The sequence below is a fragment of the Roseovarius sp. genome, from assembly GCF_040219995.1.
Classification (GTDB): Bacteria; Pseudomonadota; Alphaproteobacteria; order Rhodobacterales; family Rhodobacteraceae; genus Roseovarius.
The window spans coordinates 38,270-54,044 of sequence record NZ_JAVJUC010000017.1 but is presented as its reverse complement, the minus strand read 5'-3'; the positions used below and the strand labels follow the sequence as shown (position 1 = coordinate 54,044).

15 protein-coding genes are annotated in these 15,775 nt (G+C 62.7%); 7 read left to right on the top strand and 8 right to left on the bottom strand.

Features of this window, described 5'->3' with window-relative positions; translation table 11 throughout:
* Positions 1 to 51 precede the first annotated feature (51 nt).
* A complete protein-coding gene (denD, locus tag RID11_RS10070) occupies positions 52 to 1,020 on the bottom strand; it encodes a D-erythronate dehydrogenase (protein ID WP_350138449.1) in 969 nt (322 codons plus the stop codon).
* Between the two features lie 106 nt (positions 1,021 to 1,126).
* Here denD and RID11_RS10065 point away from each other — a divergent pair, with 106 nt between their 5' ends.
* Entirely contained in the window at positions 1,127 to 2,908 is a 1,782-nt protein-coding gene (locus tag RID11_RS10065; RefSeq protein WP_350138447.1) for an IlvD/Edd family dehydratase, read from the top strand.
* On the opposite strand, the gene RID11_RS10060 is transcribed toward RID11_RS10065, so the two are convergent.
* Positions 2,909 to 3,427, bottom strand: a complete 519-nt coding sequence (locus RID11_RS10060) for a glutathione peroxidase (protein WP_350138444.1) — start codon at positions 3,425 to 3,427, stop codon at positions 2,909 to 2,911. It abuts the gene before it with no gap.
* A gap of 127 nt (positions 3,428 to 3,554) precedes the next feature.
* On the opposite strand from RID11_RS10060, the gene msrB reads away from it, so the two are divergent.
* From msrB to RID11_RS10045, 3 genes are read left to right on the top strand one after another with little or no spacing between them, the layout of a single operon-like run.
* Entirely contained in the window at positions 3,555 to 4,004 is a 450-nt protein-coding gene (gene msrB, locus RID11_RS10055; protein ID WP_350138442.1) for a peptide-methionine (R)-S-oxide reductase MsrB, read from the top strand.
* A complete protein-coding gene (msrA, locus tag RID11_RS10050; protein ID WP_350138438.1) occupies positions 4,001 to 4,513 on the top strand; it encodes a peptide-methionine (S)-S-oxide reductase MsrA in 513 nt (170 codons plus the stop codon). The genes msrB and msrA overlap by 4 nt, the downstream gene beginning before the upstream one ends.
* A 2-nt stretch (positions 4,514 to 4,515) precedes the next feature.
* Entirely contained in the window at positions 4,516 to 5,454 is a 939-nt protein-coding gene (locus RID11_RS10045) for a DMT family transporter (protein ID WP_350138434.1), read from the top strand.
* A gap of 242 nt (positions 5,455 to 5,696) precedes the next feature.
* On the opposite strand, the gene RID11_RS10040 is transcribed toward RID11_RS10045, so the two are convergent.
* The 5 genes from RID11_RS10040 to RID11_RS10020 form a co-directional block, all read right to left on the bottom strand.
* Entirely contained in the window at positions 5,697 to 7,022 is a 1,326-nt protein-coding gene (locus RID11_RS10040; protein ID WP_350138432.1) for an NAD(P)/FAD-dependent oxidoreductase, read from the bottom strand.
* Positions 7,019 to 7,834: an ABC transporter permease gene (locus tag RID11_RS10035; protein ID WP_350138430.1), complete on the bottom strand. Its 816-nt coding sequence runs from the start codon at positions 7,832 to 7,834 to the stop codon at positions 7,019 to 7,021. The genes RID11_RS10040 and RID11_RS10035 overlap by 4 nt, the downstream gene beginning before the upstream one ends.
* 79 nt (positions 7,835 to 7,913) lie before the next feature.
* Positions 7,914 to 8,804, bottom strand: coding sequence for an ABC transporter permease subunit (locus RID11_RS10030; RefSeq protein ID WP_350138426.1), 891 nt, complete (start codon positions 8,802 to 8,804; stop codon positions 7,914 to 7,916).
* Positions 8,801 to 10,165, bottom strand: a complete 1,365-nt coding sequence (locus RID11_RS10025) for an ABC transporter ATP-binding protein (protein ID WP_350138423.1) — start codon at positions 10,163 to 10,165, stop codon at positions 8,801 to 8,803. Before RID11_RS10025 ends, RID11_RS10030 begins: the two co-directional genes overlap by 4 nt.
* Before the next feature lie 70 nt (positions 10,166 to 10,235).
* Positions 10,236 to 11,318, bottom strand: coding sequence for a polyamine ABC transporter substrate-binding protein (locus RID11_RS10020; RefSeq protein WP_350138421.1), 1,083 nt, complete (start codon positions 11,316 to 11,318; stop codon positions 10,236 to 10,238).
* A 159-nt stretch (positions 11,319 to 11,477) separates the two neighbouring features.
* On the opposite strand from RID11_RS10020, the gene RID11_RS10015 reads away from it, so the two are divergent.
* Entirely contained in the window at positions 11,478 to 12,173 is a 696-nt protein-coding gene (locus tag RID11_RS10015) for a GntR family transcriptional regulator (protein ID WP_350138418.1), read from the top strand.
* An 87-nt stretch (positions 12,174 to 12,260) separates the two neighbouring features.
* Positions 12,261 to 13,658: an aspartate aminotransferase family protein gene (locus RID11_RS10010; RefSeq protein ID WP_350138416.1), complete on the top strand. Its 1,398-nt coding sequence runs from the start codon at positions 12,261 to 12,263 to the stop codon at positions 13,656 to 13,658.
* A 297-nt stretch (positions 13,659 to 13,955) separates the two neighbouring features.
* Here the strand turns inward: RID11_RS10010 and RID11_RS10005 are convergent, their stop codons facing one another.
* Complete coding sequence (locus RID11_RS10005) at positions 13,956 to 14,414, bottom strand: Lrp/AsnC family transcriptional regulator (RefSeq protein WP_350138414.1); 459 nt, start codon at positions 14,412 to 14,414, stop codon at positions 13,956 to 13,958.
* 139 nt (positions 14,415 to 14,553) lie between these two features.
* Here RID11_RS10005 and ald point away from each other — a divergent pair, with 139 nt between their 5' ends.
* Positions 14,554 to 15,666, top strand: a complete 1,113-nt coding sequence (gene ald / locus RID11_RS10000) for an alanine dehydrogenase (protein ID WP_350138411.1) — start codon at positions 14,554 to 14,556, stop codon at positions 15,664 to 15,666.
* Positions 15,667 to 15,775: the final 109 nt, after the last annotated feature.

The following is a 15,775-nucleotide window of genomic DNA, read 5'->3' as shown; positions in this document are numbered from 1 at the left end:
GATGTCAACGGCAGCTCCAGACAAAAACCCGCATATCCTCTGATCCCAAAATCACCCCACAGGCCGGTCATCCTCGATATACGCCCGCACATTCTCCTCAAAGCTGCCATCCGCCTCCAGCCCCAGCGCAAGCGCCCGGTCGGCATGGATATCGAACCGCCATCCCCCCACGATCCGCCGCACCGCCTCTTCCGGCTGCCAGGTGATCAGCGTCGCAGGCTGCGGCCCGGCCACGGCCGTCATCGCGTCGATCATCTGCCGGATCGACAGGGTCCGCCCGGGCATCTGCAGGATGCGGTTGCCCCCCAGATCCCCGGCGGAAATCTCCGCCACCCGGATCAGGTTCTCGACGCATTTGCGCGGGCTCAGATAATAGTGCTGGAAATCCTCATCCACCGGGCAATTGGCCGTCTGACCATTGAGCGGCTCGCGCAGGATCGACGACATGAAACTCGATGCCGCACGATTCGGCTTGCCCGGGCGGATCGAGATCGTCGGCAGCCGCACACCACGCCCGTCGATATAACCCTTGCGCGCATAATCGTTGACCAGCAACTCCCCCACCGCCTTCTGCGTGCCATAGGAGTTCTGCGGATTGAGCAGCGACACCTCGGTGATCGGGTCCGGCACCTCGCCACCATAAACCGCCAGCGACGAGGTGAAGACCAGCAGCGGCACCGTGGCCAGCGCCCGGCACCGCTCCAATATGTTGAGCGTGCCATGCAGGTTGATCTGCATCCCGTCCTCGAACGCCTCCTCGGCATGCGAGGACACCACAGCGGCGAGGTGATAGATCACCTCCGTCTCACCGGTGATAACCCGCGCCACCGAGGCCGGATCGGTGATGTCACACTGCACCGTATCCACCGGCACCGCGGCCCCCTCGATCCCCGCCGGATCGGTTACATCCGCAAAGGTGATGCGACGTACCGGCTGACCATTCAGCCTGCCCCGCGCAACCAGCGCACGCGCCAACTTTTGCCCCAGAAACCCGGCCCCGCCGATGATGACGATATTCATACCTGTCTTCCCCCTCGCGTGGCCCCGACCGGGCCGATTATTGCCTTGCGTCCCGGTATATCAGCCATGATGCTCGCCACAAGCAGCCCACCCGCCGGAGGAGAGCATGACCAAACCGCCAAAATCAGGGCGTTTCCGCTCGCAGGAATGGTTCGACAATCCCGACAACCCGGGCATGACCGCGCTCTATCTCGAACGCTATCAGAACCAGACCTTCACCCGCGAAGAACTCCAGAGCGGCCGCCCCGTCATCGGCATCGCCAACACCGGCTCCGATCTTGCCCCCTGCAACAAGATCCACATCTTTCTGATGGACCGGATCAAGGCCGGCATCCGCGACGCGGGCGGCATCCCGATGGAATTTCCGGTGCATCCGATTCAGGAAACCGGCAAGCGCCCCACCGCGGCGCTCGACCGCAACCTTGCCTATCTCGGCCTCGTTGAGGTGCTGCACGGCTATCCCATCGACGGGGTCGTGCTGACCACCGGCTGCGACAAGACCACGCCCGCGCAACTCATGGGCGCGGCAACGGTCGACATTCCGGCGATCGCCCTCAATGGCGGGCCAATGCTCGACGGCTGGTACAAGGGCCAGCGCGCAGGCTCCGGCACCGTGATCTGGGAGGCCCGCCGCCTGCTCGCCGAAGGCCGCATCGACTACGAAGAGTTCATGGAGCGCGCCTGCGCCTCGGCCCCCTCGCTGGGCCATTGCAATACCATGGGCACCGCCTCGACGATGAACGCCATGGCCGAGGCCCTCGGCATGACACTGACCGGTGCTGCGGCAATCCCCGCCCCGTTCCGCGAGCGCATGGAAATGGCCTATGCCACCGGGCGGCGCATCGTCGACATGGTGTTTGAGGATCTCAAACCCTCAGACATCCTGACGCGCAAGGCGTTCGAGAACGCGATCAGAACCAACACCGCCATCGGGGGATCGACCAACGCGCCGCCGCACCTTCAGGCCATCGCGCGCCATGCGGGCGTGGCGCTCCACATCACCGATTGGCAGACCATCGGCTTCGACGAACCGCTTCTCGTCAACATGCAGCCCGCCGGAGAGTATCTTGGCGAAAGCTTCCACCGCGCGGGCGGCGTGCCTGCGGTGATGGCCGAACTCATGAAGGCCGGGCGCCTGCACGCCGACGTGATGACCGCCACGGGCAAGACCATGGGCGACAACCTCGCCGGTCGCGACAGCCACGACCATGATGTGATCCGCCCCTATGACCGGCCCTTGCGCGCAAAGGCGGGCTTTCTCGTCCTCTCCGGCAACCTCTTCGACTCCGCGCTGATGAAAACCTCCGTGATCTCAGATGCGTTCCGCGAGCGGTTCCTCTCCACCCCCGGTGCCGAGGGGATATTCGAGGCCCGCGCCGTGGTCTTCGAGGGGCCAGAGGATTACCACGCCCGCATCAATGACCCGGACCTCGCCATCGACGAGCACACGATCCTTTTCATCCGTAATGTCGGCTGCGTCGGCTATCCGGGTTCTGCCGAAGTGGTGAACATGCAGCCCCCCGATGACCTGCTGCGCGCAGGCGTGCGGCACCTGCCCACGGTGGGCGACGGGCGGCAATCGGGCACTTCCGAAAGCCCGTCGATCCTGAACGCCTCTCCCGAATCAGTGGTCGGCGGCGGGCTCGCCTACCTGCAAACCGGCGATCGGGTGCGGCTCGATCTCAACACCGCCTCGATGGACGCGCTGGTAGAGCCGGAGGAATGGGCGCAGCGCCAGGCCGACTGGTCCGCCCCTGACCTGGAAAACCAGACCCCGTGGCAGGAGATATATCGCCGACATGTCGGGCAATTGTCAGATGGGGGCTGTCTTGAACTGGCAACTGCCTATCAGCGCGTCGCACGCAACCTGCCGCGCGACAATCACTGATCAGCGCAACAGCGCCTCGATGCGCCCGGTGATTTCCTGCGACGTCGGGCGCGCAACCGACCCCCATGTGCCCGTGACCTCGCCATCAGGGCCGATCAGCACCTTGTTGAAGTTCCACGCAGGCGCGAACCCGGCCTCGTCGGCAAGCGAGGCGTAAAACGGATGCGCCCGCGACCCCTTGACCGGAGTGATCGTGGTCATCGGGATATCGAGCCCGAAATTGACTTCGCAGAACTCCTTGACCTCGGCCTCGCTCGACAATTCCTGCCGGAAATCGTCAGAGGGCACCGCCAGAACCACCAGCCCCCGGTCGCGGTATTTGTCGTAGAGCGCCTGCAACCCGTCATATTGGTGCGTGAAACCACAGCGCGAGGCAGTATTGACCACCAGCACCGGCTGCCCCCGCCAATCGCTGAGCCGGATTTCTCCCCCGTCGATATTTCCGAACGGCGCGTCGAGATCGAGCGCAGCGGCAGGAAGAGCGAAAAAGGCGGCGAAAAAAGCGATGATCAGGCGCATGTCAATCCTCCGGAAAGTTACTTGATTTACGGCGCAATCGGGGCGGTGGATCACTCTGCCCCGCTATTCCATTTTTCGGCCCGCGCCCCATCTGTTATCCTGAAGCATAGCACAGGAGGCGTGAGACGTGACCGAATACCGCAAAGACCCCGACAGGATCGCCGCCCTCTCACCCGAAGAATACCGGGTGACCCAGAAGAACGGCACCGAACGCCCCGGCACTGGCGAATATCTCAACAACAAGGAGCCGGGCATCTACGTCGACATCGTCAGCGGCGAGCCGCTCTTCGCCAGTTCCGACAAATACGAATCCGGCTGCGGCTGGCCAAGTTTCACCAAGCCGATTGAGCCTGCCCATGTGGCTGAAATCAAGGATTTCACCATGGGCATGATCCGCACCGAGGTGCGCAGCCGCGACGGCGACAGCCACTTGGGCCATGTCTTTCCCGACGGCCCCCGCGACCGGGGCGGCTTGCGCTATTGCATCAACTCGGCAAGCCTGCGATTCATTCATCGCGACGACATGGAAGCGCAGGGATATGGCGCGTATCTCGATCAGGTGGAGGATGTGACATGAGCGAACGTGCAGTTCTGGCCGGTGGCTGTTTCTGGGGCATGCAGGATCTCATCCGCAAGCTGCCCGGCGTGATCTCGACTCGGGTGGGCTATACCGGCGGCGATGTGCCGAATGCCACCTATCGCAATCACGGCACCCATGCGGAAGGCATCGAGATCATCTTTGACCCTGCGAAGATCAGCTATCGCCGCATCCTCGAGGTGTTCTTCCAGATCCATGACCCGACCACCCTCTATCGACAGGGCAATGACGTGGGGATGAGCTATCGCTCGGCGATTTACTACTGCTCCGAAGAACAGAAGGCCGAGGCGCTGCGCACCATCGCCGATGTCGAGGCCAGCGGCCTCTGGCCCGGCAAGGTCGTGACCGAGGTCGAACCGGTCGGTGACTTCTGGGAGGCGGAGCCCGAGCATCAGGATTACCTCAAGCGCTTCCCGCAGGGCTATACCTGCCACTTCCCGCGCGCCGATTGGGTCTTGCCCCGCAAGGAGGCGGATACGGACGCCTGAACATGGCACCTCCGGACCGCGCCCGCCCCCTCACCGGGATCGCGCTCAAGATCACGTCGGTCACGCTCTTCATCACCATGGCCTCGCTGATCAAGGCAACGTCGGGGCACGTTCCCCCCGGCGAGGCGGTGTTCTTCCGCTCGTTCTTCGCCATCCCGGTGATCCTCGTCTGGCTCATGCTGCGCGGCGACCTGCGCACCGGTCTCAGGGTCCAATCGCCGCTAAACCATTTCTGGCGTGGCTTTGTCGGCACGGCGGCCATGGGGCTGGGCTTTGCCGCGCTCGGCCTGCTGCCGCTGCCCGAGGTCACGGCCCTGGGCTATGCCGCCCCCTTGCTGGTCGTGGTCTTCGCGGCGATGTTCCTCAACGAAAAGGTCGGCTTCTTTCGGATCGGCGCGGTCGGCCTCGGTCTTGCGGGCGTATTGATCGTGCTTGCCCCGCGCCTCACAGCCCTCAGCGGCCCGACCGTCGAGACGATGCAGGCCGTGGGCGCGATGCTCGCCCTCACCGGCGCGATTTGCGCAGCACTGGCGCAAATCTACGTGCGCAAACTGGTGCAGACCGAAGAGACCAGCGCCATCGTCTTCTACTTCTCCGTAACCTCCACGTTGCTCTCCTTTCTGACTATCCCCTTCGGCTGGGTCCTGCCCTCCGGCCCGGAATTCGGCCTTCTGATCCTCGCCGGGCTTCTGGGCGGGCTAGGGCAGATTTTCCTCACCTCCTCCTACCGCTTCGCCGATGCCAGCGTGGTGGCCCCGTTCGATTACGCCTCGATCCTCCTTGCGCTCGGAATCGGCTATTTCATCTTCGACGAGGTGCCCACCAGCGCCATGCTCACCGGCGCGTCGCTGGTCATTCTGGCCGGGATCATCATCATCTGGCGCGAACATCAGCTTGGGATCAGACGCAATAGGGCAAGGTCTGCGCGGACGCCTGAATAGGGTAGGGATTGGTCTGGAGCAGTCGTTGCCGTTATGCCCCTGCGCGGAATCAAGGGCGAAGCCCGCCGCGCATCGCCGGGCCGCCCCCCCGGCACGGCGATTTGGCTACAACCTGCTCTGCGCTCTGATGTTTTTCGGCTTTGGCGGATATAAAGCGCTAAACAACTGAGGTAGGATCGCCGCACCGCGGCCCGTCGATGCGCGGCTCACTGCAATGTCGCCTCAAGGCCAAAACACCCCGCCTACCCCCCGGTCAACGTCGCCAATGCATATGGCGGCCAGAGCATCGCCCGGCGCAGCCGCCCCAAAGGCCAACGCCCCGGCGGCTTGCGCAGGATCTCCGGATAAAGACGCCCCGGCACCCGGTCCATCGCCAGATCGGCCAGCAGCGCCCCGGCATAACTCCCCATCGCCACCCCATTGCCATGATAACTCAGCCCGGTGAACGCCCCCGGCATATCCGGGATCGGCCCGGCATAGGGCGTAAGATCCGGCGACAACGACAACAGCCCATTCCAGCTATGCGACGTCTCGACATGCCGCCACGCCGGAAACATCCGCTCGAAATGCGCCCTTATCGTCCGATCCATACGCGCATCGAACCGAGCCGAGGAAAACAGCCCGCCGCGCATGCCGAACAGCATCCGGTTATCGGGCATCAACCGGAAATAATGCAGGAAAAACCGGTCGTCATAACACATCTGTCGCGTGGTCCAGCCTTGCGCGCTGAGTTCATCATCACTCATCACCCGCGTCACGATCACGTTCGATTGCGTCGGCAGATAGCGCGCCCGCATCCATCCCGGCAGGTCATCCGACGAATAGCCATTGGTCGCCACGATCAGCCGCCGCGCGGTGACCTGCGCCTGCGGCGTGGTCAGGTGAAACACCCCATCCCGCCGGATCGCACTCACCGGGGACTGGCCATGAACACGCGCCCCGGCGCGCACCGCCGCCTCCGCCAACCCCAGCGTATATTTCATCGGGTTGAGCGCCACGCCGACGGGCGTGGTGAGTGCCGCGTGAAACGGGCCTTTCATGCCCATCTGCGCCAGTTCAGAGCCTGAGATGAACTCCGGCGCCACGCCGTAATCCGCCTCGATCTGCGCAGCCCGCGCGGCAAACCCCGCAACCGCGCGCGGCGTATGCGCCAGCAGCGTCTCACCCTCGGAATGCAGATCGGCCTGTATCCCATGCCGCGCAATCAGATCACGGGCAAACCGCGCCGCCTCCACCTCAGCGCGCCGATACTCGCGCCGCGCCGCCTCACCATGGGTCTTGCGCAGAATCGTGTCCGACGCGGCAGAGCCGCCCAGACAGCAGAACCCGCCATTGCGCCCCGAGGCGCCCCAACCAGGCACCTGCGCCTCGAACACCCGCACATCCTGACCGGCCTCGGCCAGATGCAGTGCCGCCGACAGCCCGGTGAACCCCGCGCCAATCACAGCCACATCGCAGGTGATCCGCCCCTGCGCCGCCGGGTAATCGCGCGGCACCACGGTGGTCGGCCAATAACAGCCCGCACGCGGCCCCTCGCCATAGGCATGCGCCGGATAGATGCGGCTCATGCGTGAACGGCGGCGCGTTCGTCGGCCTGTTGGCGCAGGCTCGCACGCTTGGTGATCAGCGACGCGGTGATCACCCCGACCGCAACGATCCCGATCATGATGGTCGAGAGCGCGTTGATCTCAGGGCTGACCCCCAGCCGGATCGACGACCAGATCTTGATCGGCAGCGTCGTGGCCGACGGCCCGGCAGTAAAGGACGCGATCACCAGATCGTCAAGCGACAGCGTGAACGCCAGCAGCCAGCCGGAAATCACCGCAGGCGCGATGATCGGTAGGGTCACAAGGCGGAACGCATCGAAATGCGAGCACCCCAGATCAAGCGCCGCTTCTTCCAGCGACCGATCAAAGGTCACCAGCCGCGACGACACCACCACCGACACGAAACACATCGAAAAGGTGGTATGCGCGAGGATGATGGTGAAAATCCCCCGGTCCAGCCCGATCCCGATAAACAGCAATAGCAGCGATAGACCGGTGATCACCTCGGGCATCACCAGCGGCGCATAGATCATGCCGGAAAACAGCGTGCGCCCATAAAACCGCCCCGCCCGCACCAGCACCGATGCGGCCATCGTGCCCAGCACCGTGGCGACGGTAGACGACACCACCGCCACCTGAAGCGTCACCCAGGCCGCGTCAAGAAACGCGTCGTTCTGGATCAGGGTGCCATACCACTTGGTCGAAAACCCGGCCCAGACCGTCACCAGCTTTGATTCGTTGAAGCTGTAGACGATGAGGATGAGCATCGGCAGGTAAAGAAAGGCAAAGCCGAGCGTGAGCGAGGTGGCGTTGAACCATGTCAGACGTCTCATGCGCACACCCTCGGATGACCGATTTCTTCAAAAGAAATCGGATCGAAATCTTTGCAAGATTTCGTCAACAAGCGTCGCGTCATCCTTCGGCCTCCCGCTGTTTCTGCTCGTTGCGCTGAAACAGCACGATGGGAATGATCAGGATCAGCAGCAGCACCACCGCCACCGCACTCGCCACCGGCCAGTCGCGGTTGTTGAAGAACTCTTCCCACAGCACCTTGCCGATCATCAGCGTCTGCGACCCGCCCAAGAGCGAGGGGATCACGAATTCACCGATGGTCGGGATGAAGACCAGGAAACAGCCCGCGATGATGCCGGTTTTCGACAGCGGTACGGTGATCAGCCAGAACGCCTTGATCCGCGAACAGCCCAGATCCTCGGCCGCTTCCAGCAGGGATCCGTCCATCCGCTCCAACGCCGAATAGATCGGCAGGATCATGAAGGGCAGGTAGGTGTAGACGATGCCGATATAGACCGCCACGGGCGTGTTTAGGATCGTCAGAGGCTCCGAAATCAGCCCCATGCCAAGCAAAAGCTGGTTCAGATAGCCCTCGGTCGACAGGATCCCCATCCACGAATAGACCCGGATCAGGAACGAGGTCCAGAATGGCAGGATCACCAGCATCATCAGCGTCGGGCGCCAGTGATCGGGCGCGTTGGCCATGCCATAGGCGATCGGATAGCCCACCAGAAGCGTGCAGACCGTGGCTATGAACGCGATCTTGAGCGACGAGAGATAAGCTTTCCAGTACAGATCGTCGGTGGTCAGGAACACGAAGTTCTCGAAATCCAGCCCGGCGAAGAAATCGCGGATGCCCCGCCATCCCTCCGAGAAATCGAGCGTCGGCGTATAGGGCGGAATGGCCAGTGCGATATCCGACAGTGATATCTTGAGCACGATTATGAACGGCACAAGAAAGAGCGCCAGCAGCCAAAGATACGGCAATAGGATGAGGGCCGCGCGTCTCATTCGCTCAGCACCACACCGGCGGTGCCGCGGAAACTGATCCAGACCTCATCTTCCCAGGTGATATCGCGCTGGGCAACACGGCGGGTATTGGCCAACTGCGCCTTGACCATCGTGCCATTGGCCAGTTCGACGTGATAGGTCGACAGGTTGCCCAGATAGGCGATGTCTATCACCTTGCCCTTAAGGGCGTTGGCCGCCTCGGGCCGATCCTTGGAAATACCCAGCTTTTCGGGACGCAGCGCCAGCGTCACGCGCTGCCCGGCCAGTGCCGGATCACCGTTGCTGGCAATGATCGGCGGCTGCCCCTCAGCCCAGTGAATGGTGATACCGCCCGGCGCGGCGACATCGGTCTGCGTCACGGATGCAGCGGCGGCCTTGCTCTCCTCGGGCGTCGGCGGCGGCAGTTGCTTGGGGGCATCCTCACGCGGCCCGAGAATATACTTGAACAGCTTGTCATGCAGCCACTTACCGCGCTCGTTCGGCTGCGGCGCGCGGCGTGCGGGTTCTGCGGCGGGGGCCTCGGGCTCTTGTACGGTCGGTGCTTCCGGCGCTGCGGGCGCAGCGGCGGCACCACCCTCACGCGCCTCGGCCATCCCGTCGATCAGGTTCACATCGCCGATGAAATCCGCAACGTAGCGCGAGGCCGGGGCCTCGTAGATCACCTGCGGCGTGTCGGCCTGAATGATCTTGCCGTTGTCCATCACCGCGACACGGCTCGCCACCGTCATCGCCTCTTCCTGATCGTGGGTGACGATGACAAAGGTGGTGCCGGTCTTTTCCTGAATATCCATCAATTCGAACTGCGTCGCCTGCCGCAGCTTGGCGTCGAGCGCGCCTAGCGGCTCATCCAGCAACAACAGCTTCGGCGCCTTTGCGAGGCTGCGCGCCAGCGCCACCCGCTGCCGCTGCCCGCCGGAAATCTGATGCGGCTTGCGGCGTGCGAATTGCTCCAGCCGCGTCAGCTTGAGCATCTCCTCGACCCGCGCCGCAATCTCGTCCTTCGACTTGCCGTCACGCTTCAGCCCAAACGCAATATTGTCCCACACCGACAGATGCGGGAACAGCGCGTAGGACTGGAACATCATGTTCACCGCCCGCTTGTTAGGCGGAAACGGCGCGATATCCTGCCCGCCCAGCAGGATCGTGCCCTCGGTCGGTTTCTCGAACCCGGCCAGCATCCGCATCATCGTCGTCTTGCCACAGCCCGACGGACCCAAAAGAGCAAAAAACTCTTTCTCGTAGATGTCAAAGCTCTGATTGTCGATCGCGGTGAATTCGCCGAATCGCTTGGTGACATTCTTGAACTGAATCAGAGGCTTCGCGTCCGGATCGTTCCACGGCTCGAATACGGTTTGTGACATGCCTGTCCCCGGCTGGATTGAGAAAACCCGCGCAAGGGCTGGCCTCGCGCGGGTCGGTCATGTCGTCCGATCAGGTGCCGGACTTGATCTTGGTCCACAGACGGGTCACCGTCCGCTGCACCCGCGCATCATAGGGCTTCTTGATGTAGGTATTGTCGAGCGCTTCTTCCGAGGGATAAATCGCCGGATCGGTGATCACGTCCTCATTGAGATATTCCTGCGACGCCTTGTTACCGTTGGCGTAATAGACATAGTTCGACGCCGCGGCCATGTTCTGCGCATCCATGATGAAATTCAGGAACTTGTGCGCGCCGTCGGGATTGGGCGCATCAACCGGAATCGCCATCATGTCAAACCACATCACGGCCCCCTCCTTGGGGGCGTTATAGGCGATCTCAACGCCGTTATCGGCCTCATCGGCCCGGTCGCGCGCCTGCAACACGTCGCCCGACCAACCGACCGCAACACAGATATCACCATTGGCCAGCCCGTTGATATATTCCGAGCTGTGGAACTTCTGCACATAGGGGCGGACCGACATCAAAAGCTCGCCCGCCTTCTCCAGCTCGTCGGCGTCGGTGCTGTTGGGATCGAAACCGAGATAGGTAAGCGCGGCAGGTATCACCTCATCCGGCGCATCGAGGAAATGCACCCCGCATTCGGCCAGCTTTTCCATGTTCTCAGGCTCAAAGATCAGCGCAAGACTGTCAATCGGCGCATCCGCACCCAAGGCCTCCTCGACCTTGCCGGTGTTCACACCAAGCCCGGTCGTGCCCCACATGTAGTTGATCGCATAATCGCTGATCTTCACGTCGGACCCATAGCCTTTGAGGCGCTCTTTGATCACATCCCACAGGTTGTCGGAGTTGGGCAGCTTGTCATAGTCGAGCTTTTGGAACGCACCCGCCTGAATCTGCCGCAGCAGGAAACTGCCAGTTGGGACAACCACATCATATCCTGAGCCGCCTGCCAGCATCTTCGTCTCGAGCAATTCGTTGCTGTCGAACACGTCATAGGTCAGGTCCAGCCCGGTTTCCTCTTCGAACTGTGTCAGCAGGTCTTCGTCGATGTAATCGGACCAGTTATAGACACGGACCTCCTGCGCAGAGGCGGCGGACGCCGCAAGCGCAAGCGTCGCAGTGGTGGTCAGCATGAGGTTTCGCATTATCTTCTCCCGTTGGTTTCGGCATGTTCTCTGCCTTGGCATGGATTTGATCAAAAAATACCACGCCTGGCAATATGGTAATGTTTTCACGCAGCCGCTAAACTCGCAAGGTCAGAGATTGAAAGCCTTGCCCGGGATGCCCCTTCCATGCCCAAAGCCGCACAGAAATTCAGCACCAACACCATTCCCGAACCGCGCCTGCCCGCGCATGAGCTGATATACCGTCAACTGCGCGCGCTCGTGCTCTTCGGCGATCTGGCGCCCGGTCAGGCGGTGACCATTCAGGGCCTCAGCGAACGGCTCGGCGCGGGCATGACCCCGGTGCGCGAGGCGATCCGCCGCCTGATCGCCGAGGGGGCCCTGGAATTCCAGGGCAACAGGCGGGTCAGCGTGCCGCTGCTATCGGCCGATAACATCAGCGAATTAATATATGCACGTCAATGGCTTGACCCCTATCTGACCACCCGCGCAACTGAGCGGGCCACGGGCGATGACCTCGCCGACCTGACCGCACTCGATACCGAACTGGATCGGGCGATCTCGCATGGCGATCTGCGCGGCTACCTGGAATTGAACTACCGCTTTCACAAGCGGCTTTACGACCTGGCCGAGGCCTCAATTCTCGCCGATGTGGCAGATGGGCTATGGCTGCGCTTCGGCCCGTCCCTGCGGGTGGTCTGCGGACGCATGGGAACGCAGAACCTGCCGGACAAACACAAGGACATGCTGGCCGCGATGCGCGCGGGCGATGCCGAGGCCGCAGCACGCGCAATCCGCGAAGATGTCGTGCAGGGAATGGAGCAAGTGCGCCAATCCATCGCCCCGCAGGCGCATGCACACTGATTCGATTGACAGCGGATAATTTGATCATATTCTGGTGAAAACGCCCGCGCACCCGCGCCGGGCCACCCATTCGCGAGAGGTATTGCCATGAGCACGATCACCAACCACATGCCCACAGCCGAGCTTCAGGCGCTGGATGCCGCGCATCACATGCACCCCTTCACCCATGGCGACGGCCTCAACGCCAAAGGTGCGCGGATCATCACCCGCGCCCGCGGCGTCACCCTGACTGACAGCGAAGGTAACGAGATTCTCGACGCGATGGGCGGGCTCTGGTGTGTAAATATCGGCTACGGACGCGAGGAACTGGCCGATGTCGCAGCGCGCCAGATGCGCGAACTGCCCTATTACAACACCTTCTTCCAGACCAGCCACGTGCCCGCCATCGCCCTCTCGGCCAAGCTGGCGGAGCTGGCACCGGGGGATCTCAACCACATCTTCTACGCGGGGTCCGGCTCCGAGGCGAACGACACAAATATCCGCATGGTGCGCACCTATTGGGCCCAGATGGGCGAGCCCGAACGCACCGTCATCATCAGCCGCAAGAACGCCTATCACGGCTCCTCGGTCGGCAGCGGCAGCCTCGGTGGCATGACCGGCATGCACGCGCAGGGCGGCATGCCGATCCCCGACATTCACCATATCGACCAGCCCAACTGGTATGCCGAAGGCGGCGACACCAACCCCGAGGAGTTCGGTCTGGAACGCGCCCGCCAGCTTGAGGCCAAGATCGAGGAGCTGGGCGCGCACCGCGTCGCCGCCTTCATCGCCGAGCCGGTGCAGGGCGCGGGCGGTGTGATCGTGCCGCCCGACAGCTACTGGCCGGAAATCCAGCGGATTTGCGACAAATACGGCATCCTGCTCATCGCCGACGAGGTGATCTGCGGATTCGGTCGCACCGGCAACTGGTTTGGCAGCCAGACCTACAATATCCGCCCCGACATCATGACCATCGCCAAGGGGCTCTCCTCTGGCTACGCGCCCATCGGCGGCTCGATCGTCTCGGACAAGGTGGCACAGGTGATGAACGCCTGCGAGTTCAACCACGGCTACACCTATTCGGGGCACCCCGTGTCCTGCGCCGTGGCGCTGGAAAACCTGCGCATCCTCGAAGAGGAAAAGATCGTCGAGCGCGTGGCGAGAGACACCGGTCCCTACCTGCAGGACAAATGGCGCGGGCTTGCCGACCACCCGCTGGTAGGCGAGGCCCGAATCGTCGGCATGATGGGCTCCATCGCGCTCACCCCGCACAAGGAAAGCCGGGCCAAATTCGCCTCCGACCCGGGCACCGCCGGCTACATCTGCCGCGAGCGCTGTTTCGCCAACAATCTGGTGATGCGCCATGTCGGCGACCGGATGATCATCTCGCCGCCCCTGGTGATTTCCAAATCCGAAATCGACACCCTGATCGAACGGGCATGGATGTCGCTCGATCAGGCCGAACAGGCGATTCGCGCGGAAGGGTTGATGCAGTCGGCGGCGTGATTGCACGCCACCGACGCGATACGGACGTAATACCGACGCGAAACTGACGTAACGTCACATGCTTTTTGGGCACAAAGGTAAGGTTTTCCATACGGGACAAACGCCCCGTTTTTCCCCATGACTAACACGTCCGTCAGGATAGTGTGTTGCGTGTAAACGAGTTCCTGAGTGCGCGGTTTTTCGTAAAGTAAGTTAACGAGGTGCGCCATCACTCACGGCTGTGCGTGCCAGTAGGCCCCGGTGGAAACACCGGGGCTCTTGGTTGTCAGCACATCGGAAAAACACTGTCCCGGCCGCTCAGACCGGCAAGGCCGTGGTCGAAAAAACCGTGCGCAATGCAAAGCTTGACTGCATCTTGGCAACCCCCGGCAGCCGTGTCAGGTATTGGCGATGGATGCGCGCAAAGTCCTCGGTGTCCTCGGCGACGATCTTGAGAATGTAGTCCGCCGCCCCCGCCGTCAGGTGACATTCCAGAACATCCGGCACCCGCGCCACCGCCTTCTCGAACGCCTCCAGAACCTCATCCGCCTGCGTGCTCAGCGTGATCTCGACGAATATGGTCGCAGGCACCCCCATCTTGCGCACATCCAGCAGCGCGACATAGCCCTTGATATACCCATCCGCCTCCAGCCGCTGCACCCGCCTGTGACACGCCGAAGCCGAAAGATTGACCTCCTCTGCGAGGTCCGCATTGGAGATACGGCCGCGCCGCTGAAGCACCTGCAACAAGCGCCGATCTGTCAGATCCAGGGACATACGCACAAGACCTTTCGAAGCAAATGCAATTCCAGTGAACATTATTCACAAAAAGGCCGTCTGGACGAGGGAAATTTCAACCGCCTTGCACGCCATTTGCGGCATTCTCCGGCCAAGTCAATCGGAGGAGAATCCAGACATGAAAATCGGCTGCCCCACGGAAATCAAACCCCAGGAATTTCGCGTCGGCATGACACCCAATGCCGCGCAGGAAGCCGTGAGCCATGGTCACGAGGTGATCATTCAGGCAGGCGCGGGCATCGGCGCAGGCTTTGACGACGCCGCCTATGAGGCCACGGGCGCCACCATCATCGACACCGCCGCCGAGGTGTTCGCGACCGCCGACATGATCGTCAAGGTCAAGGAGCCGCAGGCCGCCGAGCGCAAGATGCTGCGCGAGGGGCAGCTGCTCTTCACCTATCTCCATCTGGCCCCCGATGAAGCCCAGACGCGCGACCTGCTGGCGTCGGGATGCACCGCCATCGCCTATGAAACGGTGACGGACCGCTCCGGCGGCCTGCCGTTGCTCGCGCCGATGTCCGAGGTTGCCGGCCGTCTCGCCCCGCAGGTCGGGGCATGGACCCTTCAAAAGACCAATGGCGGCCGCGGTATGCTGATGGGCGGTGTGCCGGGCGTCGGTCCGGCCCGCGTCATCGTCATCGGCGGCGGCGTCGTCGGCCCCCAAGACCCCCGCATCGCCGCAGGCATGGGCGCCGAGGTAACCGTGCTTGACCGCTCGCTGCCGCGCCTGCGCTATCTCGATGACGTGTTCGGCGGCACCTTCAGGACCGGCTACTCTTCTGCCGGCCTGCTGGACGAATTGCTGCCCCAGGCCGATATGGTGATCGGCGCGGTGCTCATTCCCGGGGCCGCCGCACCCAAGCTGGTGCGCCGCGATCAATTCGGGATGATGAAACCGGGCGCGGTGCTGGTGGATGTGGCGATTGATCAGGGCGGCTGTTTCGAGACCTCCAAGGCAACCACACATCAGGATCCGATCTACGAGGTGGACGGGATCATGCATTACTGCGTGGCCAACATGCCCGGTGCCGTGGCGCGCACCTCGACGCTGGCGCTTGGCAACGCGACCATGCCCTTCATGCTGGCGCTCGCCGACAAGGGTTGGAAACGGGCCTGCGCCGAGGATCGGCACCTTCTCGATGGCCTCAACGTGCATGCCGGTCAGCTGACCTATGCCGCCGTGGGCGAAGCGCTCGGGATCGAGACCGTTCATCCCGAATCGCTGCTCTGAGCGATATCCGCGCCCCCGGCCCGTCCGGGCCGGGGGCGCAAACAGACTATCCATGTCGCAAATGATGCTGGACCGAGGGGCCTCTGTAGACTAGCGTTTTCTGAAAAAC